22 protein-coding genes and 5 tRNA genes are annotated in these 22,180 nt (G+C 33.3%); 12 read left to right on the top strand and 15 right to left on the bottom strand.

What is annotated here, in order from left to right; translation table 11 throughout:
- Positions 1 to 6: 6 nt before the first annotated feature.
- The 10 genes from AAGU07_RS06775 to AAGU07_RS06730 all read right to left on the bottom strand — a co-directional run bounded on the left by AAGU07_RS06775 (position 7) and on the right by AAGU07_RS06730 (position 5,661).
- A complete protein-coding gene (locus AAGU07_RS06775) occupies positions 7 to 1,506 on the bottom strand; it encodes a DNA-directed RNA polymerase subunit B'' (RefSeq protein WP_069582778.1) in 1,500 nt (499 codons plus the stop codon).
- Positions 1,507 to 1,665: 159 nt separating this feature from the next.
- Positions 1,666 to 1,899, bottom strand: a complete 234-nt coding sequence (locus AAGU07_RS06770) for a DNA-directed RNA polymerase subunit H (RefSeq protein WP_069582777.1) — start codon at positions 1,897 to 1,899, stop codon at positions 1,666 to 1,668.
- Positions 1,900 to 1,928: 29 nt separating this feature from the next.
- Positions 1,929 to 2,002, bottom strand: a tRNA-Lys gene (locus AAGU07_RS06765).
- Positions 2,003 to 2,012: 10 nt separating this feature from the next.
- Positions 2,013 to 2,084, bottom strand: a tRNA-Asp gene (locus tag AAGU07_RS06760).
- A 113-nt stretch (positions 2,085 to 2,197) separates the two neighbouring features.
- Positions 2,198 to 2,271, bottom strand: a tRNA-Tyr gene (locus tag AAGU07_RS06755).
- A 45-nt stretch (positions 2,272 to 2,316) separates the two neighbouring features.
- Positions 2,317 to 2,391: transfer RNA gene (locus AAGU07_RS06750), tRNA-Pro, on the bottom strand.
- Between the two features lie 38 nt (positions 2,392 to 2,429).
- Positions 2,430 to 2,503: transfer RNA gene (locus tag AAGU07_RS06745), tRNA-Thr, on the bottom strand.
- 250 nt (positions 2,504 to 2,753) lie between these two features.
- The gene (locus AAGU07_RS06740; RefSeq protein WP_342458365.1) at positions 2,754 to 3,983 is read right to left on the bottom strand and encodes a phosphoglycerate kinase; all 1,230 of its coding nucleotides are present in this window, start codon (positions 3,981 to 3,983) and stop codon (positions 2,754 to 2,756) included.
- Between the two features lie 125 nt (positions 3,984 to 4,108).
- Positions 4,109 to 4,789, bottom strand: a complete 681-nt coding sequence (tpiA, locus tag AAGU07_RS06735) for a triose-phosphate isomerase (protein WP_342458364.1) — start codon at positions 4,787 to 4,789, stop codon at positions 4,109 to 4,111.
- A gap of 218 nt (positions 4,790 to 5,007) precedes the next feature.
- Positions 5,008 to 5,661, bottom strand: a complete 654-nt coding sequence (locus tag AAGU07_RS06730) for a hypothetical protein (protein ID WP_342458363.1) — start codon at positions 5,659 to 5,661, stop codon at positions 5,008 to 5,010.
- Between the two features lie 657 nt (positions 5,662 to 6,318).
- Between AAGU07_RS06730 and twy1 the strand changes: the two genes are divergently transcribed.
- On the top strand, positions 6,319 to 7,233 hold the full coding sequence (gene twy1 / locus AAGU07_RS06725) for a 4-demethylwyosine synthase TYW1 (RefSeq protein ID WP_342458362.1): 915 nt from the start codon (positions 6,319 to 6,321) through the stop codon (positions 7,231 to 7,233).
- Between the two features lie 476 nt (positions 7,234 to 7,709).
- Positions 7,710 to 8,579: a DUF1002 domain-containing protein gene (locus tag AAGU07_RS06720; RefSeq protein ID WP_342458361.1), complete on the top strand. Its 870-nt coding sequence runs from the start codon at positions 7,710 to 7,712 to the stop codon at positions 8,577 to 8,579.
- A 71-nt stretch (positions 8,580 to 8,650) separates the two neighbouring features.
- Here the strand turns inward: AAGU07_RS06720 and AAGU07_RS06715 are convergent, their stop codons facing one another.
- Positions 8,651 to 9,460 (bottom strand): metallophosphoesterase, encoded by an 810-nt coding sequence (locus tag AAGU07_RS06715; protein WP_342458360.1) that lies wholly within the window; start codon positions 9,458 to 9,460, stop codon positions 8,651 to 8,653.
- A 565-nt stretch (positions 9,461 to 10,025) separates the two neighbouring features.
- Between AAGU07_RS06715 and AAGU07_RS06710 the strand changes: the two genes are divergently transcribed.
- The 5 genes from AAGU07_RS06710 to AAGU07_RS06690 all read left to right on the top strand — a co-directional run bounded on the left by AAGU07_RS06710 (position 10,026) and on the right by AAGU07_RS06690 (position 15,392).
- Entirely contained in the window at positions 10,026 to 12,989 is a 2,964-nt protein-coding gene (locus AAGU07_RS06710; protein WP_342458359.1) for a PAS domain S-box protein, read from the top strand.
- A 267-nt stretch (positions 12,990 to 13,256) separates the two neighbouring features.
- The gene (locus AAGU07_RS06705) at positions 13,257 to 13,883 is read left to right on the top strand and encodes a YkgJ family cysteine cluster protein (protein WP_342458358.1); all 627 of its coding nucleotides are present in this window, start codon (positions 13,257 to 13,259) and stop codon (positions 13,881 to 13,883) included.
- Positions 13,884 to 13,979: 96 nt separating this feature from the next.
- On the top strand, positions 13,980 to 14,414 hold the full coding sequence (locus AAGU07_RS06700) for a hypothetical protein (protein WP_342458357.1): 435 nt from the start codon (positions 13,980 to 13,982) through the stop codon (positions 14,412 to 14,414).
- Positions 14,415 to 14,574: 160 nt separating this feature from the next.
- Positions 14,575 to 15,027, top strand: coding sequence for a hypothetical protein (locus AAGU07_RS06695; protein ID WP_342458356.1), 453 nt, complete (start codon positions 14,575 to 14,577; stop codon positions 15,025 to 15,027).
- A 185-nt stretch (positions 15,028 to 15,212) separates the two neighbouring features.
- Positions 15,213 to 15,392 (top strand): hypothetical protein, encoded by a 180-nt coding sequence (locus AAGU07_RS06690; RefSeq protein ID WP_342458355.1) that lies wholly within the window; start codon positions 15,213 to 15,215, stop codon positions 15,390 to 15,392.
- A gap of 700 nt (positions 15,393 to 16,092) precedes the next feature.
- On the opposite strand, the gene AAGU07_RS06685 is transcribed toward AAGU07_RS06690, so the two are convergent.
- Positions 16,093 to 16,254 (bottom strand): hypothetical protein, encoded by a 162-nt coding sequence (locus tag AAGU07_RS06685; RefSeq protein WP_342458354.1) that lies wholly within the window; start codon positions 16,252 to 16,254, stop codon positions 16,093 to 16,095.
- Positions 16,255 to 16,343: 89 nt separating this feature from the next.
- On the opposite strand from AAGU07_RS06685, the gene AAGU07_RS06680 reads away from it, so the two are divergent.
- The 5 genes from AAGU07_RS06680 to AAGU07_RS06660 all read left to right on the top strand — a co-directional run bounded on the left by AAGU07_RS06680 (position 16,344) and on the right by AAGU07_RS06660 (position 19,980).
- The gene (locus AAGU07_RS06680) at positions 16,344 to 16,748 is read left to right on the top strand and encodes an Ada metal-binding domain-containing protein (RefSeq protein WP_342458353.1); all 405 of its coding nucleotides are present in this window, start codon (positions 16,344 to 16,346) and stop codon (positions 16,746 to 16,748) included.
- Positions 16,749 to 16,933: 185 nt separating this feature from the next.
- A complete protein-coding gene (locus AAGU07_RS06675) occupies positions 16,934 to 17,278 on the top strand; it encodes a DUF2085 domain-containing protein (protein ID WP_342458352.1) in 345 nt (114 codons plus the stop codon).
- A gap of 23 nt (positions 17,279 to 17,301) precedes the next feature.
- Positions 17,302 to 17,895, top strand: a complete 594-nt coding sequence (locus AAGU07_RS06670; protein WP_342458351.1) for a zinc ribbon domain-containing protein — start codon at positions 17,302 to 17,304, stop codon at positions 17,893 to 17,895.
- A gap of 87 nt (positions 17,896 to 17,982) precedes the next feature.
- Positions 17,983 to 18,912, top strand: coding sequence for a zinc-ribbon domain-containing protein (locus AAGU07_RS06665; protein ID WP_342458350.1), 930 nt, complete (start codon positions 17,983 to 17,985; stop codon positions 18,910 to 18,912).
- Positions 18,913 to 19,098: 186 nt separating this feature from the next.
- A complete protein-coding gene (locus AAGU07_RS06660) occupies positions 19,099 to 19,980 on the top strand; it encodes an ion channel (protein WP_342458349.1) in 882 nt (293 codons plus the stop codon).
- 1 nt (position 19,981) lies between these two features.
- Here AAGU07_RS06660 and AAGU07_RS06655 read toward each other — a convergent pair whose 3' ends face one another.
- The 3 genes from AAGU07_RS06655 to AAGU07_RS06645 form a co-directional block, all read right to left on the bottom strand.
- A complete protein-coding gene (locus AAGU07_RS06655; RefSeq protein ID WP_342458348.1) occupies positions 19,982 to 20,326 on the bottom strand; it encodes a GNAT family N-acetyltransferase in 345 nt (114 codons plus the stop codon).
- Positions 20,327 to 20,509: 183 nt separating this feature from the next.
- On the bottom strand, positions 20,510 to 21,616 hold the full coding sequence (sucC, locus tag AAGU07_RS06650) for an ADP-forming succinate--CoA ligase subunit beta (RefSeq protein ID WP_342458347.1): 1,107 nt from the start codon (positions 21,614 to 21,616) through the stop codon (positions 20,510 to 20,512).
- A gap of 2 nt (positions 21,617 to 21,618) precedes the next feature.
- On the bottom strand, positions 21,619 to 22,173 hold the full coding sequence (locus tag AAGU07_RS06645) for a 2-oxoacid:ferredoxin oxidoreductase subunit gamma (protein ID WP_342458346.1): 555 nt from the start codon (positions 22,171 to 22,173) through the stop codon (positions 21,619 to 21,621).
- Positions 22,174 to 22,180: the final 7 nt, after the last annotated feature.

Below are 22,180 nucleotides of genomic sequence, written 5' to 3'. Positions count from 1 at the left end.
ACCCCTTTACTTGGAACTTAAAACTCCCATTTTCTTAATTACATTTTCAATTTCAGTTGGATCTGACCCTTCAGATATCTTTGCAAGAAGTGCAAGGTTTTTAACGAGCCCACAATTTGGTCCCTCTGGGGTTTCGTTTGGACATATTTTCCCGAACTGTGTTGGGTGCAAATCACGAGCTTCAAAGTGAGGCTGGCTCCTGCTTAAAGGTGAAACAACCCTTTTAAGGTGAGATAATGTTCCCATATAACTTGTTCTGTCGAGTAACTGGCTTACACCAGCTCTTCCACCAACCCAGTTTCCTGTAGCGATAGCATGTTTTATGTTTTCTGTAAGTACATCAGACCTTACAGCCTGCTTTACAGAAGGTTCTTTTCCTCTTGCAAGGCTTCGCTCAAGCTGATATGTCATATCTCTGGTTAAACTTGTAAATGCGACTCTAAATAGGTCTTCCATAAGGTCACCAGATACTCTGAGCCTTTTGTTAGCGTAATGGTCCTTATCGTGTGGTTCACGAGTTTCAAAAATAACCTGAAGCAACATTTCTGTCATTTCAGCTAAATATGTGGCTTTATCCGCCCTGTTTTCAGGGTCAACGCCCATGTGAGGTAATAAATATCTGTCTATTACATCTTCAGCCCTTTTGATCCTGTACTCTTCAGTCATACCTTTTGCGACCCTGTTACCGATGTATTTAACAGCGTCATATCTGGTCATTACTTCTGAAGTCTGGATATCGTCTATTAAAAGGAACTGTATATCATTTTCATCTGAAACACTTGTTACTAATTCTTCATCAGTTTCAAGCCCAAGCGCACGTAGTAAAACAACAAGAGGTATTTCTCCTGGAACATATGGGAATGATATTCTCAGGAATACTCCTTTTTTCCTAGGTTTTCTGTATTCTAAAGTTATTCGAGCTCTAAATCCGCTTTTAATTGATGTTACAATAGCTCTAGCACGTCTATCTTCTCTTTCGCCTATACGTTCAAGAATGATTTTGTTAGGTGCTATTTCTTCCATTGTTACAATAGCTCTTTCAGAACCATTTACAATGAAATATCCGCCGGGATCTTGTGGATCTTCTCCGACTTTCTTTTCCTGTAATTCTCTTTCGTTTAATCCATTTAAGTGGCATATGTTGGATTTAAGCATTACAGGTAGTTCGCCAATATATACTTTCTCTAAATCTGGTTTTGGTTCTCCTTCTTTTATGAGGGCCATTTCCAGATACATATGTGCAGAATAAGTTAAATTTCTAAGTCTTGCTTCTGTTGGATATATTACACTTTTTGATCCGTCAGCTTCTTTAATAAATGGTTTTCTAATCTCTAATTTGCCTGTTTCTACTTTGTATTCGCCTTGTTCGAGCACAATAGGTTCAGTTATATCGATTATATCTTGTATTCGGTGGTCTACAAAGTCGTTATAGGATTTTATATGATGGTCTACCAAATTGTACTGATCAAAAAATGCATCAACCAGTCCCCATGCATTTTTCCCCATTAAATTCCTCCAAATATTTCATATTTGGGGTTGTCGAACACAAGTTTCGTAAACATTCGAAAATTTAAAAAATTTTCGAAAGTTCATAAATCTTTCAAAACCTCAAATTTTTAAAAGCAAATTTTGAAAGATTTTATTCAACCCCAAAAACTAATAAAATTAATCTAATACCAGTCGATAAGTAACAAACTTGCCGGCAGTATGGCTTTTACGTGTTATTTTCAAAATATCTCCTGTTTTGGCTTCAATTGCTTTACAAACAGGGTCGTCCTGTTTGATCTTTGGAAGCTGTTCAGGGTGGATATCTAACTCTTTCATTACTTTAGTTATTTCAGATTTTGACAAAATAGTATGTTCTGGAACTAATTTGTGTTTTAAGATATCTTTTTTCACACTTTATCCTCCAGTAAAAAAATTAAGAACGGGCCCGACGGGAATTGAACCCGCGGCCACTTGGTTAAAAGCCAAGCGCTCTGCCAGACTGAGCTACGGGCCCTCAATGATAACGCCCTGGCCGGGATTTGAACCCGAGTCGTGGGCTCGACAGGCCCACATGATAGCCCCTACACCACCAGGGCAGCTAAGAATGAGAGTATAATTGGGTATACGTATACTTACTTATATACTTTTCTATTTCTATCCAATTTTTGTCTTCCGTTATCTATTTTTTGGAGCTTATTAATAATCAAAATCCCGCCTGCCGGACTTGAACCAGCAACATTCGGATCTACAGTCCGATGCTCTGCCAAATTGAGCTAAGGCGGGATAAAGATATAATCATCGACTCCCAGCTGCATATTGATATTTGAGTGGGACCACCCGGATTTGAACCGGAGTCTCAGGCTCCCAAAGCCCAAAGGATCGACCAAGCTACCCTATGGTCCCACATCGAATTCGTTTAGGTTGTATTTCCTGTAACCTAAAGCCCCGGACGGGAATTGAACCCGCGACCACGAGATTACAAGTCTCGCGCTCCACCAGACTGAGCTACCGAGGCATTTTTAGGTATAAGTCTATTCCTTTAAATAGTTTGTGGTAGTACCACCCGGCGAATACAAATCGTTAGATCTTCATAGTATATAATACTATGTGCGATTAAATCTAAATTTTTTATTTTTTGAATAATTAAAGAGAAAGTCAGTTCATCTAAGTTTTAATCCATGATTAAACAGTTACTATGGAGTTTAAAATTTCTCTCAAATTGAGATATATATTTAAGATTTAATCTATATAAAATAAAAGGTTTACTATTTTCTACCTTTCATTTTTACTTCAGTTAGTATTTCAACAACAGGAAGTTTTTCACCAGCAAGTAAATTTATAGAGGCTCCGCCGCCACTGCTTATGTGGGTTATTCCTGAAGATAAACCCATCTGATTAGCTGCAGCAGCTAAATGACCCCCTCCAATTATTGAGTATCCATTAGAGGATGCTATTGCATTTAGAATATCTTCTGTACCAATGCTAAAACCTTCCTGCTCAAAAACACCTGCAGGTCCATTTGCAAATATAGTTTTGGCATCTCTTATAAATTTAGCATACTCCGTGATGGTATTGGTTCCAATATCATATATTGGTTTGTTTGGAATATTTTTAGTACAGTATTCTACTCTTACATTATCTACACAAACAGCAACGTCATCAGGCATCCTGATCTGCCCATCAAATTCTTCAAGCAGCTGTTTGCTTTTTTCCACAAAGTCAATGTATCCTTTATTTATAATAAAATCTTCGTTATATTTTCCTAGATTTATTCCTGCAGCCCACAGGAAAATGTTGGCAACAAGACCTGTTGTAAGTACATAATCTGCACTGCCATTTCTTAAAACGTTTTCCAGGACCATTATGGAGTCGTCTACTTTCACTCCTCCCAGTACATAAACACAAGGCTTTTCAGCATTATCAACAGCGCCATAAAGTGACTTAAGTTCTTTTTCCATTATTCTACCTGCACCTGACGGCAGTTTCACCGCAAAACCAACCAGTGAAGGTTGTGATCTATGGGCAGCTGCAAATGCATCGTTTATAAAGATGTCAATAATGGGATATAGTTTACGAACCATGTGTGTTTCGGCCTGCTGGTTAGGATCTCTTTTTAAGATTTCTTCAGAATAAAACCTGACATTTTCAAGCAGGAGAATATCTCCTTTTTTCATTCTTTTTATTTCTTCCCTTGCAGCCGTGCCGAAAATATCATCAATATAATCCACAGGACGATTTAAAATGTTTGAAAGTGCTTTTGCATGCTGTTGGAGTGTAGTAAAGTCCTTTTTTCCAGGCCTACTTTGATGAGCCAGCACAACTGTTTTTGCACCCTTCTTGGAAATTTCATCTATGGTTTCGGCGTGTAATTTTATTCTTGTGTTATCTAAAATAGAACCTGTACTTGGATCTACAGGCGAATTTATATCAACTCTCACAAGAACAGTTTTATCTTCTAAATTAAAGTCATCTATGGTATAAAATGGAAGGGACATTTTTTCTCTCCAGTTTAATTTTTTTATATATTAATTTATATTCACTTTACATGAATAAGTACTGCTGTAATTTTTTTTATTTTGATAGCTAGCTGTAAACTGACTTATCAAATTTTATTTTTCCGTTATATTTTACTTACAAGATCCAGAAGCGCTTTTTTAGGATCATCTGCAAGAATTATTCCGGATGCAAGAAGTACCCCTTCACTTCCTAAATCTATCGCTGCTTTCAGGTCATCTCCTGTTGATATCCCAGCACCGCAGAGTACTCTTACTTCTGGATTGATGTTGTGGATACTTTCTACAGTTTTTTCAACAATTTCAGGTTCAGCCTTGGATACAGGGATTCCCGATCCTATAAGTTCTGGAGGTTCTATAGCTACAAAATCAGGATTTAACGTAGCAGCCGCAGAACTTGTTTCTATATTATTTGTACAAACAACGGTACTTAATCCAAGTGAATCCGCTTTTTTAATTGCAGCGTCGATTTCAAAAAGTTCTACCCTTCTTTCTGAATGGTTTATAAGAGTACCAACTGCTCCAGCTTCTTTTACACATTCTGGTAGAATACTGCCTGTGTGTCCTCCTGCATCAATTGTATCAATATGCTGGGCTAAAACAGGAATATCCACTTCGTGAGCAATCCTGTAAATATCTGCATATTGAGGTGCAACCATTATGTTTACACCAGTTTCTTCTGCAACCATCTCTGAACTTTTAGCAAGTTTTAGAGCATTTTCTCCTGTAGATTCTAAATATGTTTTAAAATTCAAAATTACAATTGGAGTTTCTTTAATTTCGTTCATGATTAGCCTCCAAAAAAGCAAATATAGTATTGATGTTATTTCTATGTCCAGAATATAAAAATATTTTGGTAATTATAAAGTTATACAAAAAAAATAATTTGATTAGGATATGTTAAAACTAAAATTAAAAAAAGCCCTTAAAACTTTATTTTCCCTGTTTCAAGGACTAAAATACGATTTTAAAGTGAAGTAAATTCGAAATTACAGTTTGAACTGGATTATACAATTAAATAATTGTATCCGTATGCCCTGTAAGGAACAGTTTTCCATGTCCCTCCTTGATATAACTGTACTGATCTGTGCCTGCTGGAATAACTTGTCGCGTATTGAATTACCCTTGATTTGTATCCTGCAGCTTTGAATTTAGAGTCTAAATATGCACTATATGCCCAACAATCACCAGCTTTATATTTAACTAAGCCGGTGGCAGTGCTTACTCCACTTCTGTAGCCGTATCCTGCGGCTGATTTCATTATGGAGTTTAATTTAGGGTCGCTGAAAGTATCTGCTTTACCACTTGATGTATAAGACGAGCTACTGTAACTTGATGCTGCTTTAGCTGTACTGGTTTTGTATTTGTAGTAATATTTCCATACATATCTCCATTTTCCATGGGATTTATACCAGTGCTTATACCAAACTTTAACTTTTATGGTAGAAGCAGCATTTACTTCTAAAACGTTTGTATGTTCTTGTAGACCAATTTGTGCATTATTGTCCGATGCATTTTGGTCTGATGCCCCTGCTATTGAAGGGCAAATGCCCACTGCCATACCTACTACTAGTAGCAATGCGCACAATTTTTGTCGCTTAATTGTACCGCCTCCGTGTCCCATAGTACTAGATGTACTTACTTGGAACGTTTTGGACAATACAAAAATCAACCTACAGCATATATAAATCTTTTGATTTTTTTGTCGGAAAAAAGCCTTTATACCGTTGTTTTTTAGATTTAAAGCGAGCTTAAAGTTAATTTAAAATAGGTATCTTAAAGAAGGAAACTTACTTCCTCGTTTTGGTAGAATGGCTTCCATAAAACCTCATTCCCTTAAAACATAAACGTTTAATATGTTACCTTGGGGTGGGTGATTTATTAAATTAGATGTACGTTAATTCTAAGCTCTATTTAAGTAAATAAATATTATTCTAGCTCTAATTCTAACAAAAAGCGATCTTAATGGATTTATACAGTATAAAGCTGTCTTATATCTTGAATACAAAAAATAATAAATATTTGAAATTTAACCTAAATTTATATTACTTTTATGTTTAATTTTAACAAAAAAAGCAGTTTTAATTTGAATAAAATCATAAAACTTTACGGTGTTGTAATATGAAAATTATTTTGGATATTGAAAAAATTTATACATTGCAAAATGATATGTGAGTAAAATAACTCAAATATAAAATAGACGCGAATAATATTTCATATACTTCTAGAACAGTAATTGATTTAGAATATGTTTATTTATGAGTAAAATAATCAAATCAGATATTATCAATAAACACTTAATTAAAGCAGGATTAAAATGTCATTAAACGCTGAAAACCTCAAAAAACTTGAAAAAATGGGATACCGGTTTGTAGGAAATAATAAACATTCTGCAGCTAAAGTATGCCACTGGACTAAAAAGAGCATACTTGATGAGGGAGTATGTTATAAACAGAAATTTTATGGTATAGAAAGCCACAGATGCTTGCAAATATCTCCAAGTGTTCCTTTCTGCCATCAAAAGTGTTTATTCTGCTGGAGAGATCTTTCAGTTACGCAAACACAATGGAAAGGAGATTTTGATGAACCTGGAGAAATTATTGACGGCTGCATTGATGCCCAGAGGAATCTTCTCTGCGGATTTTTTGGAAATGAAAAAGCAAACCCCAAAAAACTTCAGGAATCTCAGGATCCAAATAATGCAGCGATTTCACTTGCTGGTGAACCAATGCTGTACCCCAAAATAGATGACCTGATAGAAGAATTCCACAGGAGAAATTTCACCACATTCCTGGTTACAAATGGGATGACACCTGAAAAATTGGAAAATCTCAAAGAAGAACCAACCCAGCTTTACGTGTCCCTTGATGCTCCTAATAAAGAGATATATAACAAATTATGCGATCCTCAGGTAGAAAATGGATGGGATAACCTAAATAAAAGTCTTGATTTGCTTTCAAGCTTTGACTGCAGGAAAGTTCTGAGAATGACATGTGTAAAAGGATACAATATGCAAAATGTGGACGAATATGCAGACATAATTAAAAGGACTAATCCTGATTTCGTTGAAATTAAAGCATATATGTTTGTAGGATACTCCAGAAAAAGGCTGACTTTTGAAAATATGCCTTCAAACCAGGAAATTTACGATTTTGCAGGTTCTGTAGCAGAGAAGTGTGGTTTGGAGATTAAAGATAAAGCATATGAAAGCAGAGTCGTGCTTTTAAAATAAATATTATAGAAATTTTAACGGAATTAGTTAACATGATATTGTAATTGAGTTATGGATATGAATGGTTTTTTTCTGAATTTAACAACCAATACTTCTTTTTTTTGGTAAAAGTTTATATCATGGGATGTGCTAAAGGTCATTGAATTATAATTAGAAAAATTTGGTAAACAACTACATCATGATTTCCGCAGCGAAAAAATCCCTCAAAATTCAAAGAATTTTGGGGCATGTAAAAACCGAAGGTTTTTACGGTTGTGAAGCAAAGCTTCACAAACATCGAAAATCATAGATTTTCGAAAGTTTTTATTTTTGAGCGAGGCCGTCGAAAATTCATAGAATTTTCTGGGCCACAGAACGAAAGTTCTGTAGGATTTTTTGATCAATCCTTTTTTCTCTGAAAAAAGCCGTCGAAAAATTGAAGATTTTTCTGGCATTAAAAATCAGAGATTTTTAAAGGTTGAATTTGAGGTGGTTAAATGAAAAAGTATATAGCAGTGATTCTGCTGGTATTAATGACTATAGGCCCAATATATGGTGCTTCAGGATTTGCAGTAACCATAGGCGTAGCTACAAATTCAAATTCTCAATATAAAAATTCTGTAATGGACTATTTCCAGTCTCATACTGATAAAAATTTAAGCACAGCTACTACCAAGCTTATTACAGCATCTGAAGTTAACGAAATTTCTCAAAATATAACTGGAAGGACTTACTCTTCAAGTCAGATATACTCATGTGCTATGGTGGATTTGAGTTATAGCAATGGAATTAATGTCACAGTGGACAGCAGTAAAATAAATGTTGTTACCCCTAAGATGTATGCAAATGCACTAAAATCTTTAGGAATTAATAATGGATATGTAGTAGTTACTTCTCCTGTTGTATCCTCTGGAGAATCTGCTTTAGCAGGTGTATTAAAATCTTACGAACTTGCAGTAGGTGCTCAAATCCCTGACAGTGCTAAACAAGCTGCAACAGATACATTATACACAGAAACTCAGATAGCAAACCAGACCGGTCAAAGTCCTGATACAATAGCTAATCTTTTTGAACAAGTCCAGAATGAAGTTCAAAATCAAAATTTACAAAATGCAAGTCAGATTAAAGTAATTGTAATTAACACTGCAAATAACCTGAATATCAATATCAGTGATTCACAGGCACAGGAAATTGCAAATACAATATCGAATTCACAACAGGTACAGGGAGAACTGGCAGGATTTAAATCACAACTACAAAATGTTACAGGGCAGCTGTCTCAATCTGGTGGAATATTAGGTCAAATAATGAGTTATCTACAATCTGCATTTGACTATTTGAAAAGTTTAATATTTGGACAGCAATAAATAGTTGATAGGAGATTCTATCAATATTTTCTTATTTTTTGAGTTTAAATTTGATTAATACATGCTTAACATTAAGTTCTTTTTAAATCTATTACTACAATCTGAGGGCGTGCAAAGAACCTCATAGGCAATGTAATTGTGCCAATACCATTACTTACAACCAGTGTAGAGTTATTTTCTTTTATTACTCCAGTTCTATACTTGTTTCCATATTGGGAATGTGTAACTGGAGTCCAAAGCCCGAAAAAGGTTATTTGCCCTCCATGAGTGTGCCCTGAAAGCATGAGATCTACTTTTGATTTATCAGCCAGCGGGAAAAAGTCAGGATTGTGAGATAAAAGTATCATAAAATCGTTTTTATTTGCATTACCTACTGCAGAGTCTTGATCCTGGGTATCAGTCTGTATGTCACCCACACCACCAATTCTAATCTTTGCTCCATGATATTCAATCCAGAGGCCTGTATTACCAATATATGTGATATTGGTGTTTTTAATAGCTTCAAGAGATTCATTCCGAGGATCATTGTTTCCTAAAACGCAGTAAACACCTAAAGGTGCTTTTAATTTGGAAAGTTCTGTAAATGAAGAATTGACATAAGGAGGTTCGTCGCTTACATAATCTCCTCCAAGTAAAACCATGTCTGGATGCAATCCATTTACCTCATTGACCAAATTTTGTGTTCTTTCTTGGTCAAAAAATGGCCATGATCCCATGTGGACATCCGATATAAAAATAATTTTCTTACCATCAAACTGGGCAGGAATTTGATTTGATTCTATCGTGACCTCTTCAATTTGAATCCAGTAAGGTTCAATTAAACTATAAACCATGAACGAAGTTATGATAATTATAATAGCTAAACCAATTTTTTTAAGCATACCATGTTCAACTCAAGCTTTTATTAAGTTAGCATCCACATCTTGCGGATTTAATTTTATAAAGTTAATTAGAATCTTAACTTGTGCGGTTAAAAAATATAATATTTTCTACTATAAATGGATTTTCAGTACTGGATGGCAGTTAAAAAATAAAGAATCTTTATTTATGGAATATTTGAAAACCACGAAAATATATCAAATCTTTTTACCTATTTGAATATTTTTAGAGTCTATTTTTAATTTAATGTTTTACATTATACATTCCAATAATTTTGATTATTTACATAAATCGGAAATACATTAGTAAGTATAATAACATTTTATTGATTAATATCAAGATTTATTAGTACTGGGTTATTGGAACTAACTCTAATAAAAAAAAATAAAATTATTCACACTAATTTGGGACAAAGTATAAAAATAATAGTAAATTATGATAACATAATATGAAATAAAGAATTCATATGAATTTACAGGTACTGTCAGTTATATTTTAATAATAAAACATAATAATAATAGTTAAAAAATAGCATTGATTATTATATATTTTCCCATGAGGATATAAATGATAGATACTAATAATAATCCAGGGGATATTCAATCCAATGTGAATTTTCAGATTTTTGATAATTTACAGGATGGAGTTATCGTTTATGAATTAATACGCGATGCACTTAATGAAGTTGTGAATTTACGTATTAGATATATAAACAATGCGTCAGTAATCAATGAATTTATATCCTATGAAAATGCAGTTGGGAAAACAATAACTGAATTATGTGATAATGATGCCCTATTTTTACACTCTAAAATGACCAGTAAAATTGCAAGATCTGGTAAAAGTGGAAAATTTAAGACTTATTTTAAACCGTTAAATAAATATTATTCAGTTTCTACCTATTTGTCTGACAGTAATACACTTGTTACAATCAGCACGGATATAACTGAAAAAGAAAAAATGGAAGAAAAATTACAGAAACAGGCTGATTTACTTGATCTTACTCGTGATGCAATTATAGTCCGTGACATGGGAGACAGGATCATATTTTGGAATCATGGTGCAGAAGAAAGATACGGGTGGATGAGGAAAGAAGCTTACGGTAAAGTATCTCATAATCTGCTTAAAGCTGATTTTTCAGAGTCCTTAAAGGAAATATTCCGTAAACTTTTCCAAAATGGACATTGGGAAGGTGAAGTGACTCATACAAGGCGTGATGGTGAAAAAATAATTGTTTTAAGCCGGTGGGAGTTACAAAAAAATGAAAATGATGAACCAACGGGCTACATGGAAATTAATACAGATATTACCAAACGTAAAAAAATGGAAAAAGCAATCAAAGAATTTGGGGTATCTCAATCAAAGATTGCAAGTGAACTGGAAAAAGCACGTAACAATCTGGAAAAACAGGTTAAAGAACGAACCACAGAACTTGAAGAAGCTTATAATGCCATTAAACATAAAGCATTTGTAGCATCGCAAAATGCGAAAGCCTTAAAAGAAAGTGAAGAGAAGTTTCGTGAAACCATCAAACAACTTTCTGATGGAATAATCATAACAGACGAGCATGGGACTATTATCGAATGTAATAATGCTTTTAATCAGATAACCGGACTTAAAAGGGAAAATATAATGGGCAATTTCATTTGGGATGTGCAGTATATGATTATTCCAGAAGAAAAACAAACTTCTGAAATATATGGTGGGCTTAAATCAAAAATAAATCAATTGTTGAACAGTAAAAACATTCCGCAGGTAAATCAACCGGAAGATAATGAAATTCAGAGAGATGAGGGTGAACACAGATTTCTACAGACTATAACTTTTCCCATAAAAACCGAAAAAGGGGTAATAATTGGCAGCTTTAATCGAGATATCACTGAACGTAAGGAGTCCGAAAAAGCTTTAAATGACAGTGAAAAGCATTTGCGCATGGTTACGGATAATATGGTAGATATGGTGAGTCAAACTGATATGTATGGAATTATTCAGTATGTCAGTCCTTCTGGTAAGATGTTACTTGGTTATGGGCCAGAAGAACTCATTGGAACATCAATATTTGACTATGTTCATTTTGATGATTTAGATGAGGTTAAAAGTACTGTTGAAATTAGTTTTATGGAAATGAGACCTAAAAGGATGGAAGTTCGGTTTAGACATGCTGATGGGCATTATATTTGGCTAGAGATAGTAGGTAATATATTTTTTGATGAAAAACATCGAGTCAAAGGCGCTGTTTTTGGTTCACGTGATATCAGTGAAAGAAAAAAGGCAGAAAATCAAATTAAACTGCAGTATTCTGTATTAAATGGAATTAATAAAATATTTCGAGAGTCTTTAACCAGTGAAACTGAAGAAGAAGTTGCAGATGTGGGGATCAGGGTAGCAGAACAGTTAATTGGTAGTGAAATGGGTTTTATAGCCGAAATTAATGATGATGGGCGGTTAGGTAATATAATTATGAGCTCTTCTGCAGGAAAATTATATGAAACTCATCGGTCTAAAATTCATAAATCCATTACAAGTATGAAAATCAACAGTTATTTAAAAATGGCCATAAAAGAAGAAGAGCCGCTAATTATAAATGATTTAAATTATGATAAAAATAGATTGCCTGAAGGGCACCCTCTGGTAAATTCTTTTTTATGTGTTCCACTTAAACAGGGCGATAAAGTAATTGGATTAATAGTTTTAGCTAATAAAAAAGGAAACTATAGTTTAGAAGACATTGAAATTATCGAATCTTTGTCAGTTGCAATTATAGAAGCTTTAACGGGCTTTAGATCAAAAAATAAATTAAAAAAATACAAAAACAGGCTTGAAGAGACAATTGGTGATTTAAAACGATCTAATGAAGAGTTACAGCGATTTGCTTATGTAGCGTCTCATGATTTACAGGAACCTCTCAGGACTATTGCAAGTTTTACTCAGCTTTTAGAACGTCGTTATAAGGGCAAGTTTGACTCTGACGCGGATGAATTCATGGATTATATAGTTGAAGCTGCACTTAGAATGAAAGAACAGATTAAAGGTTTACTTGAATATTCACGTATTTCAACAAAAGAAAATGAATTTAAGCGGGTAAACAGTGAATTTATATTGAATCAAGCTATTGATAATCTTCAATTTTCAATTAAAGAAAATAATGCAAAAGTTACTTATAATTCACTACCTTTTGTAATGTGTGATGCAGGGCAGCTCCAAAGGATATTTCAAAACCTCATAAGTAATGCTATTAAATTTAAAAAAGAAATGATGCCTCCGGAAATTCATATTTCTGCTAAAAAAGACGATAAAACTCGAGAACATGTTTTTTCAGTTTTAGATAATGGTATTGGGATAGAAAAACAGTATATGGAACGTATTTTTGTAATATTCCAGAGGTTGCATACTATGGATGAATATCACGGAACAGGAATTGGTTTATCCATAGTTAAAAGGATCATAGAACGTCATGGGGGACGTATTTGGGTTGAATCCGAGTTAGGTAAAGGTTCTGTTTTTTATTTTACCATTCCTTACTCTAAATAAAACACAATATTTATTGGTTGGCGTAAAATTAAAAATTGCGTTTTGTATATTAATAATAATTTCTATTTTTGGTTAAATAGTAAATTATGATATTATTAAAGATAAATTGAATTATGATATTTGAATTCAGTATTCGGTGCTAACTATATTGGAACTCTTGCAGCGTCTTGAAGTAAAATAATTCGGAAAATTTGAAGAGACTTGGAACCATTAAATTCAGTGAATTGTTCATTGTTTTCGCATAATCATGAATTAATGGTGAGTTATATGTTAAGGGATACATTGATAGATAGGGACTTGTTTGAAAAGATTCAGGAAAAAGTTTTAGAAAAAGAGGGTTATGGCGAAAATATTGAATTAAAGAAGAAGATGCTTGAAAAATCGGCATTAAAAAGGCTTAGAAAAAAGAGATCAATTAAAAAATACAGCGGGATTAAAAAAGAGGATCTTAAAGAAATAATTGAATTTGCAGGTATGATAAGTTTAGAGATTTTCGGCGGCCCTTCTGATTTTGAAATTGCAGCAGCTCATCCTGAGTGGTGCAGCCACTGCGGGACTTGCTGCAAGGAGTCATCACCTATATTTATACATAAAGATGAATTGGGAATATTATTACGGTTTAATCCTGATTTAAAATACGAAATAGTAGATAATGATGAATATCCTGGGCATTTTCGGTTTAAAGAAGATCTCCCCTGTAAATTCCATGGTGCAAAAAGATGTAAAATATATGACAGCAGGCCTCATGTTTGCAGAAGTTATCCTCTCATTTTAATGGGAAATGATGATAGGCATTATTATGTCCTTGATCTATATCATAAGTGTGATTATGCTCTTAATTTGCTTTTAGAAAAGTCTATGATTCTGTTTGATGAGGCAGTAAGCCATATTTGACATGTATATATTTTCACTGATTTTAGTAAAATTGTAAATTTTTTTCTATCTTAAAAAACATAGTATTAATACCTAAATTTTTCATGAGGTATATCTATGATGGAATTGACTAAAAGGCAATTTTTAAAGAAGAGTGCAAAATGTATGGATGAAACTGGAGGATTATTGCTTTTACTTAAAGAAATAATAGATAATGAATCTCAAGGGAAGATTAGCAACTCAGAAGCTTCTAAGAAGCTTGATATTATTAGAAAAGAAATAGAAGTTATATTTTATGAATTTGAAAAGTTAAATTCTCCATCCCGGTGCAGTTCACTAAAACAAAAGGTTTTAAATATCTTGATTAACATGCAGGAGATTGTAGTTATCAACTCTGAATCGCTGTATGCAGCAAAAGAAGGATTAAATGGGCAATCACAGAAAAAATTAAGTGAATCAAGAGCACGACTTGAAAAATTCAGAAAAGATTTCCATGATGTAACCAAAAGGGTCAATGTTCTTTTAACAGAAAAAAAGTCCTCAAAAACTTGAAATAAAAAATCAGTTAAATTTCATAAATTTAAGTAATATTTTTTTAATATTTTAAACATAAATTTATGATGGTTATATATGAAATCAGTTTGAATCATATCTTAATCTTAAATAATAAAAATTTTAGATATTTTATTTTTTTCAAATTTAGGTGCATTTTATGGGTAAATTCACTGTAATAAGATATTGTAAGTGGTGTGGTGATCCATTTGAAGTTAGATCACCCAATCAGAAGTACTGTCATCCTGATGATAAGAACTGCAGTCAGGAGTCTAAACGAGAAAGCTGGCGTAAAGCAGCTAGCAAATATAGGAAGAACTATAAAAATATTTTACAAATATCTCAGGTCTATAAACTTGGATCAGGATTATTAGGCAGCACTCCGAAGGAAAATTTCGATGAAGAGTATGTGGCTATCCTTAAAGAGAAAAAAAGATTGAAGTTAAATGGGATGATGATCTTTTTAAGTACTGGAGTTCAATTTACTTCCCGTTCTATATTTCAAGATGTTTTAAGAATGGATACTGCCCCTATATTGGAATTATATCCGTATTTTTTAGTTCTAGCCCTTGTACTGGTGGGCTTTGTTGTCTGTGGGATATATTATAAATAGTAACGATATTTTTTCGTTCTATTTTCGAATAATTATTTAAAATATTTTAATACTTTTTGACATATTTAAATCTAAACTTATGATGGTTTGAAGTGAGATGAAAATTTTACCTTTAAAAAACTTTTTTTTGATGGTGTAATAATTGAATTAAAATGGTTAGAAAGTTTAAAATGGAGTAAATGATCATGGCAAAGAAAAAGAAAAGGGTCAAAAAACCTGAAAAAGATATAGAAGAGGAAAAACCAGAAAGTTTAGATGCAAATGAGAAAAAAAATATGGAATACATGTTCATTGGTTTATTTGCAGCAAGTATTGTATTTCTACTGGTATATTTAGTCGGGTTTATCCGTATTTTACTGGGCTAATTTGGTAAAAAATTGGAAAAAATAAATAAATAGTAGAATGTTCCATGGATTAATTAGAAAACTTAGGAAATAAATATTATGCCAGTCAACCATGTATTAGTTATAGTAATACTTTCTGCGGTTGGAATTTATGCTCTTAAAATGGTTCAAAATATTCAATTTTAAGAATAAACTCCAATAATTTTTTGTTTAAATAATGAAATAGATTTTAGTTCTTTATAGTGGTTAATCTCACTTTTAATTGATTTTTTATATGGTGGGTTAATAATAAAATTTATTCTGACTTGTTATAAGTTATAACTTAAAAAAGTAGTTATCTGCTGCTGGACCATTTAAAAGTGCATAGATTTCCCCGAAAATAAATAGTAAATGGAAAAACAGTAGAGAATGTTAATTAGTTTTTTAGTGCAGTTTACTGATTAATAAATAACTTAATAAACTTTTTTTTATTATTTTAGTTAAATATACTATGTTAATTTTTATATTATAATATTAAAATTTTTTATTTTAGAATTAAAGATATAAAATTTTCTATTTTTAGGATTATAGTAAATATTATTATTATGTACTGTAGAAAATGATCTTTATGGGCATAAATGGGGTGAAGTTAGTGGATAAAAGGATACTTGCAGTTTTAAGTACTTTAATTTTCGTAATTGCATTTTTGACTGTATTTGAACCAATGAATGCGTCTTCAAATTCACAGATAACGGCTCAGCCGGTTAGCACGCCTACCGTTTCGGCGGCTTATAAATACCGTTATGCCGCCAGTATTCATTCTCATGTCTATCACAAGATTACCTGCCGCTACGTGAAGAAAATAAAACGCTGCAACAGAATATATTTCAAAACTAAGGCACAAGCTAGAGCACACGGTTACAGGCCGTGTAAAATCTGCAGGCCTTAATTAATTTCATTTTTTTAAATCTGAGATTAAAATGGGATAAATATATGAAAAATATGAAAAAATTAGCACCAATTTTGGTTTTAATTTTGATAGTGGCAATTGTGGGAATATCGGGATGTACAAGTTCAAATGATACACAAACATCTTCAAACGATTCAAATTCTTCATATACTGCTACGTCACCAACAGAACCAGTTAATACTACTTCTTCGGTTGCTACAAATTCTAAATCCAAGTCAGATAGTGTTTCATCGAGTTCTCACAGCAGTAGTTCAAGTAGTACAACATCTGCAAGTGCTGCTTATGTGGCAAATTCAAATACTGGAAAATTCCATTATGCAGATTGTTATTGGGTTACCAAAATGAGTCCATCTCATAAAGTATATTTTAATTCAAGACAGGATGCAATAAACGCAGGTTATGTGCCTTGTAAGGTTTGTAATCCTTAATTTTTCTTTTTTTATTTTTTTCTAATAAATAAATAGCATATTTAATATATTTAACGTGTTAAAAGTTTATATTTTTTTGATTAAAAATATAAATTTTTCTATTTTATAATGATAGTAAATTATGTTATTATTAGAAACAAATCTAAGTACGTCGATTTATGGATAACCAAAACTTGCAGGAATCAATGGATAATTCAGATACAAATCTTTCTAAAGTGTTTATATGTCATAGATTACCAGAAAGAACTTTTAAAATCAGGAATCATTATTTTCCAGTTTGTTCACGGTGTACGGGGATTTATATAGGGACATTTTCTTATTATATTTTCGTTTATTTTGTTTATGTCCAGTATAACATTACAGTAATTTTAGCAGCTGTTTTAATGATAATACCAACATTTTCAGATGGCTTAACTCAGTTTTTTGGATTCAGGGAAAGTAACAATACTTTGAGATTTTACACTGGCTTAATTGCAGGGATTGGACTGGGGATTTTGGTTAAATCCATAAAATGGATTTTAATTAGTTAAAAAATAAAATGGAGGCAAAGGAATTGGCAAAATGTCCAAATTGTGGAAAACAAAATAAAGTCACTGCAAAATTCTGTGAAGGCTGTGGGACTGATTTAAGCAATGTCACAGACACATCAGCGCCTAAAGAATCTAAAAGCACGTCTGGGGGGCCAATGGGCTGGTGGAGTAAACAGAGTACGAAGGGTAAAGCTTTAATTGGCATTGTGGGAATTTGCTGCTTAGGGCTTATTCTTATAGTGGGAATTGGGGGATTATTATCTCCAGAAAACACAAATGCTACTCCACAATCATCTCAGTCTAATGTTACATCGACTCAGACAACTACATCAGTGGATACACCTAAAACTGTTACTATTGTTCAGTTATATGGATCAAGTATAGCGAAAGGAACATACGTGAAAGTTACTGGAACTGTTTTACAATCAGATGGATATAATCTTCGGATTGAGAACTCAGCAGGGAAGGATATACTGGTAGAAGGTTCTGATTTAAGTGCATATGAAGATAAGAGTGTAACTATAGTTGGAACATATGATGGACCAACATCTTATACTACTGTAATGGGTGGAGAAAGAACAGTACCAAGTATAATAGATGCTAAGATAGTATCCTAAAACTAAAAAAAGAGGTATTGTCATTTTATTTATTTTTTTTGGAAGTAGGCTGTTAAATAGATAAATATGCGATTAGAAGATGATTAAATGGTTTCAAATGATGAAATGATTTTCTGTCCAGAATGTGGCAAAGAAAATAACGAAGAAGCAAAATTCTGTCAGTACTGTGGGGCGAAACTTACGAGCTTGGAAAATAAAAAACTTACTCAAAAAAGGCTGCAAGCAGAAAAAATATGGATTGAGAAATGTCCTGTTTGTGGGGATGGTCCATTAGTTTACCATGATCATAAGGGAATGCTCGGAATTACAACAATCCATATCTGTGAATGTGAACGATGTGGATCTACCTTCAAGAAAAAAGGTAAAAATTATCAATTGACCAGAGTAAACGATAAATCAAACCCTGTTTGGCAGGAGTATGGAAAACAAGTTCTCACAGAAAGAGAATGGATAAAAATAGCAGACGGTGGGATTTCAGACGCTAAACAGCAAGAGCTGGATATTAATTCCTGGTTGGTAGATGCATCACATGGAAAAGTTACATTTGCAGATACAAATTCTCCCATAATTTTAAAAAAGAATGAGAGAGCTTTTCTTTTCTGGTCAGATATAGCACTTTGGGAACCTCGAGCAGTTAGACAAACAAGGGGAACTTATGGTGGACAAACTTTTCAGGCTGCAAAAGGGATATCTTTTAAAGTAGGAAATTTTTCATCACACAGTGAATCTCATGAAGAATTAAGAACTGTAGATCAGGGAATGCTCACTTTAACAAATAAAAGGCTGGTTTTCACAGGAAGTAAGCGTACTAATAATATCGATTTAAGGAAAATTATATTTATAGAACCTTATAGGGACGGAATAGCTTCCAGAAGGGAAAACAAGCAAAAAACTGAGTATTTTATAGGGATCAATAGGGTTAACATTAATATTGCAAGTAATGGGCATGAATACGCCATTCCAGTTTCAGGAATTGTATTAAAGTGTATCATTGAAGGGTTAATAAAACAATTATAATTTTTTTTCTAGCTATCAAAATCAAGGATTTCGCGTGTCAAATTATAGATTTATCCGCTTGCTTCATGAGATCTTGCATGTACATAATAAAATCTGTAGTAGACTTAATTAATTCAATACTTTTATACTTAAACAGATAGATAACAAAGAAACTAATTCCATGTTATTACAAATAGGAATGTTAAAATGACACGATGTCCAGAATGCAGTAACGAAAACAGTGAAGATGCAAGTTTCTGCCAGTACTGCGGAACAAAATTTGCATGTCCAGAAAAGGAGGAACTAATTCCTTCAGAGATGGGGCATATAGAATTAAATTTAGATAAAAATATCGAGTTAAGTAGGTCTACACACGATTTAATTATATCTATTTTAGTACTTTTAGATACTATTCTTATTGGGCTTGTTCTTTTATACCCTTCCTATTCAAATTCCATGTATATTATTGGATTTGATTTAATAGTATGTATAATTCTTTTTTATGATTTTATACGAAATAAACGGTCAGAAGATTATACTTCATCTGTTAGAGAAGACGCCATTGATATTTTCGCGATGATACCCTTATTGTTTTTTGTTTTACTTCCGCCTGCATGGACAAATTATCTTGCATTTGTTAGATTATTCAAGATTGTTATACTGCTTGAAAAGGGTAAAAAGCATATTTTTAACTTCTTTCAAAAAACCAATTTCAGTTATCTGTTCATCACATTTTTTATTTTAATATGTGTGGGATCTGTTGCTATGCTGGTAATGGAAAGTTCACCTGCTGATGAAATTAACACGCCTATGGATGCTTTATGGTACGTTATAGCTACCATATCAACAGTAGGGTACGGTGATATAACTCCTGAATCATTTGGAGGTAGAATAATAGGAATTTTCCTGATGCTTGTCGGGGCTGGATTTTTCAGTTTGTTAACAGCATATTTAGCTTCTGTATTTATGGAAGAACATGAAGAGGAAGAAGATGAAATTAAAAACAAAATAATAAACATGGAAAAATCTGTGGATGAAATGAAATCTGAAATAAAGGAGCTCAAAGAGCTGTTAAAAGAGAATAAATAATTTACTTCTTTAAAGTAACGAAATTATTTTTTATGATGTTCATTTTCATGGGAACAAATGTTATTCCATTATTTGTTGTTGGTTCCCCTGCAATATGGAACCCTAACTTTTTGTATATTGGAACTGCATAGGTGGACGAATTAACTGTTATTTCGCCTAGTTCTGGATTTTTTTGAATGCATAACTCCAGTGCTTTTGCAAAAAGTGATTTTGCAATGCCATTACATTGATATTCCGTATCAACAAAAAGCAGGCTGACATGGCAAAAGTCCATTAGTGCCACGGCTCCCACCAGTTTTTCCATGTCAAAACAGCCCAACATGAAAATTTTCTCATTTTCTATCATTTTTTGGAGTTCTTCTGGTTGTATAAATTCTTTAAATGTATCAATTCGGATACTCTGGGGCTACAAATTCAGAGAATACTTTCCAAACAAATGTTGATGCCAGATTAACTTCGGGGAGTTCTATAGATCTGATTTTCATCTTAAAAACTCAAAGAATTAGTAAAGAAAATAAATAATTAATTTTTAACTTAAACTTTTACAGATCTCAACCGCTTTTTCAGCAGCTTCTTCCATAGATATCTCAAATGGAATTCCTGCATCACGTAAAATACGCTGGCCTTCTTTTTCATTTGTTCCTGTAAGTCTAATGACAATAGGGACCTTATGATCTGCACTTTTTAAAACAGTTATAACTCCGTTTGCAACATCATCAGCACGGGTTATCCCGCCAAGCACGTTTAAAAAGATCACTTTGACGTTTGGCTCACTTAAGACAAGATTTATTGCACGTGCAATACTTTCCTGTGATGCGCCACCGCCTATATCTAAAAATGTAGCGGGTTTTCCACCGTAAAGGTTGATCATATCCATACCTACTAAAGTAAGTCCTGCACCATTTCCAATTACGGCAATATCGCCGTCAAGGGTTACATATGCAAACTCTCCTTTTTTGGCTTCTTCAAGGTCTGCAAACTCGTTATGTCTCCAGAGAGCATCATCATCAACTCCGAATTTTGCATCTGCTGCAATAAGTCCTTCTGGAGTTAATACAAGCGGGTTAATCTCTGCAATGGTTGCATCGTACTTATCAAATACATTGAACAACTTCAAAATGAATGTACCCATTTTCGAAATCAAATCATTGGGAATTCCCATTTTTCTTGCAATTTCCCTTGCCTGGTAAGGTAGGAATTCATCTAAAGGGTTAATATGGTATTTAACTATCTTTTCAGGGCTTTTTTTAGCCACTTCTTCGATTTCCATACCTCCTTCAGTGCTTGCCATTATCACAGGCTTTTTAGCAGACCTGTCCATTATCACGCTTATATAAAATTCAGATTGGATATTGACCTTTTCCTCGATAAGGAGCTTGCTTACTTTTTCGCCTTTAATTTCAGTACCTAAAAGTTCTTTTGCAACTTTCCCTGCCTCTTCAGGACTATCTGCAAATTTTATTCCTCCGGCTTTACCCCTACCTCCAACAAGAACCTGGGATTTTAGAGCAACTGGCTTACCTAATTTTGCAGCGGCATCTTTTGCCTCTTCAGGGTTTTTTGCAACGTAACTTTCAGGTACTGGAATACCTTCATCTTTAAATATTTTTTTAGCACTGTATTCAAAGCATCTCAAATCTAATCCTCTCCAATAAGATCAATACCTGCTTCAAATGCAGTGATGTTCTTTTCTTCGGTTCCTTTGGGCACGCTTGCTGCTATAGCATTCCTTGCAGCTTCCTCTGATACCACTTTTGTTGCTTTTACTATGGCTCCAACCATCACGATGTTGGCTACAATGTTGAGTTTAATCTTTTCTGTTGCAGTTCTTGTTGCTGGAGCTTTAATATAATTGATATTATGTTCTTTGATGAAAGGAAGTATATCCTCTTCTTTTATCATGTCAGGGTCAACTATCAATGTTCCCCCATCTTTAAGATCATCTAAATATGCCATCAATGCTTCATTGGACATTGCAATGAATATATCTGGCTTTTGAACTTTAGGATAGTCAATTTCACTGTCACTTATAACTACTTCTGTCTTTGAAGCTCCTCCTCTTGCTTCAGGACCGTAAGATTGTGTTTGAACAGCAAATATATTATCATAAAGAGAAGCTGCCTTTCCAATAACAATACCGGCCAGTATGATTCCCTGACCACCAAATCCCGCAATTCTTATATCTTTCCGCAATTTAATC

Source organism: Methanobacterium sp. (assembly GCF_038562635.1).
Classification (GTDB): Archaea; Methanobacteriota; Methanobacteria; order Methanobacteriales; family Methanobacteriaceae; genus Methanobacterium_D.
Note: the sequence above shows the minus strand (reverse complement) of the source record. Positions and strands in the feature narration are given on the sequence as shown.

What these genes read in the sequence shown, in the direction of transcription:
- AAGU07_RS06690 (WP_342458355.1), top strand. Translation starts at nt 15,213, where the DNA reads ATGGCAAAGAAAAAGAAAAGGGTCAAAAAACCTGAAAAAGATATAGAA.
- AAGU07_RS06655 (WP_342458348.1), bottom strand. Translation starts at nt 20,326, where the DNA reads ATGATAGAAAATGAGAAAATTTTCATGTTGGGCTGTTTTGACATGGAA.
- AAGU07_RS06775 (WP_069582778.1), bottom strand. Translation starts at nt 1,506, where the DNA reads ATGGGGAAAAATGCATGGGGACTGGTTGATGCATTTTTTGATCAGTAC.
- AAGU07_RS06660 (WP_342458349.1), top strand. Translation starts at nt 19,099, where the DNA reads ATGACACGATGTCCAGAATGCAGTAACGAAAACAGTGAAGATGCAAGT.
- AAGU07_RS06705 (WP_342458358.1), top strand. Translation starts at nt 13,257, where the DNA reads ATGTTAAGGGATACATTGATAGATAGGGACTTGTTTGAAAAGATTCAG.
- AAGU07_RS06720 (WP_342458361.1), top strand. Translation starts at nt 7,710, where the DNA reads ATGAAAAAGTATATAGCAGTGATTCTGCTGGTATTAATGACTATAGGC.
- AAGU07_RS06740 (WP_342458365.1), bottom strand. Translation starts at nt 3,983, where the DNA reads ATGTCCCTTCCATTTTATACCATAGATGACTTTAATTTAGAAGATAAA.
- AAGU07_RS06700 (WP_342458357.1), top strand. Translation starts at nt 13,980, where the DNA reads ATGATGGAATTGACTAAAAGGCAATTTTTAAAGAAGAGTGCAAAATGT.
- AAGU07_RS06680 (WP_342458353.1), top strand. Translation starts at nt 16,344, where the DNA reads ATGAAAAATATGAAAAAATTAGCACCAATTTTGGTTTTAATTTTGATA.
- AAGU07_RS06715 (WP_342458360.1), bottom strand. Translation starts at nt 9,460, where the DNA reads ATGCTTAAAAAAATTGGTTTAGCTATTATAATTATCATAACTTCGTTC.
- tpiA (WP_342458364.1), bottom strand. Translation starts at nt 4,789, where the DNA reads ATGAACGAAATTAAAGAAACTCCAATTGTAATTTTGAATTTTAAAACA.
- twy1 (WP_342458362.1), top strand. Translation starts at nt 6,319, where the DNA reads ATGTCATTAAACGCTGAAAACCTCAAAAAACTTGAAAAAATGGGATAC.
- AAGU07_RS06675 (WP_342458352.1), top strand. Translation starts at nt 16,934, where the DNA reads ATGGATAATTCAGATACAAATCTTTCTAAAGTGTTTATATGTCATAGA.
- AAGU07_RS06665 (WP_342458350.1), top strand. Translation starts at nt 17,983, where the DNA reads ATGGTTTCAAATGATGAAATGATTTTCTGTCCAGAATGTGGCAAAGAA.
- AAGU07_RS06695 (WP_342458356.1), top strand. Translation starts at nt 14,575, where the DNA reads ATGGGTAAATTCACTGTAATAAGATATTGTAAGTGGTGTGGTGATCCA.
- AAGU07_RS06710 (WP_342458359.1), top strand. Translation starts at nt 10,026, where the DNA reads ATGATAGATACTAATAATAATCCAGGGGATATTCAATCCAATGTGAAT.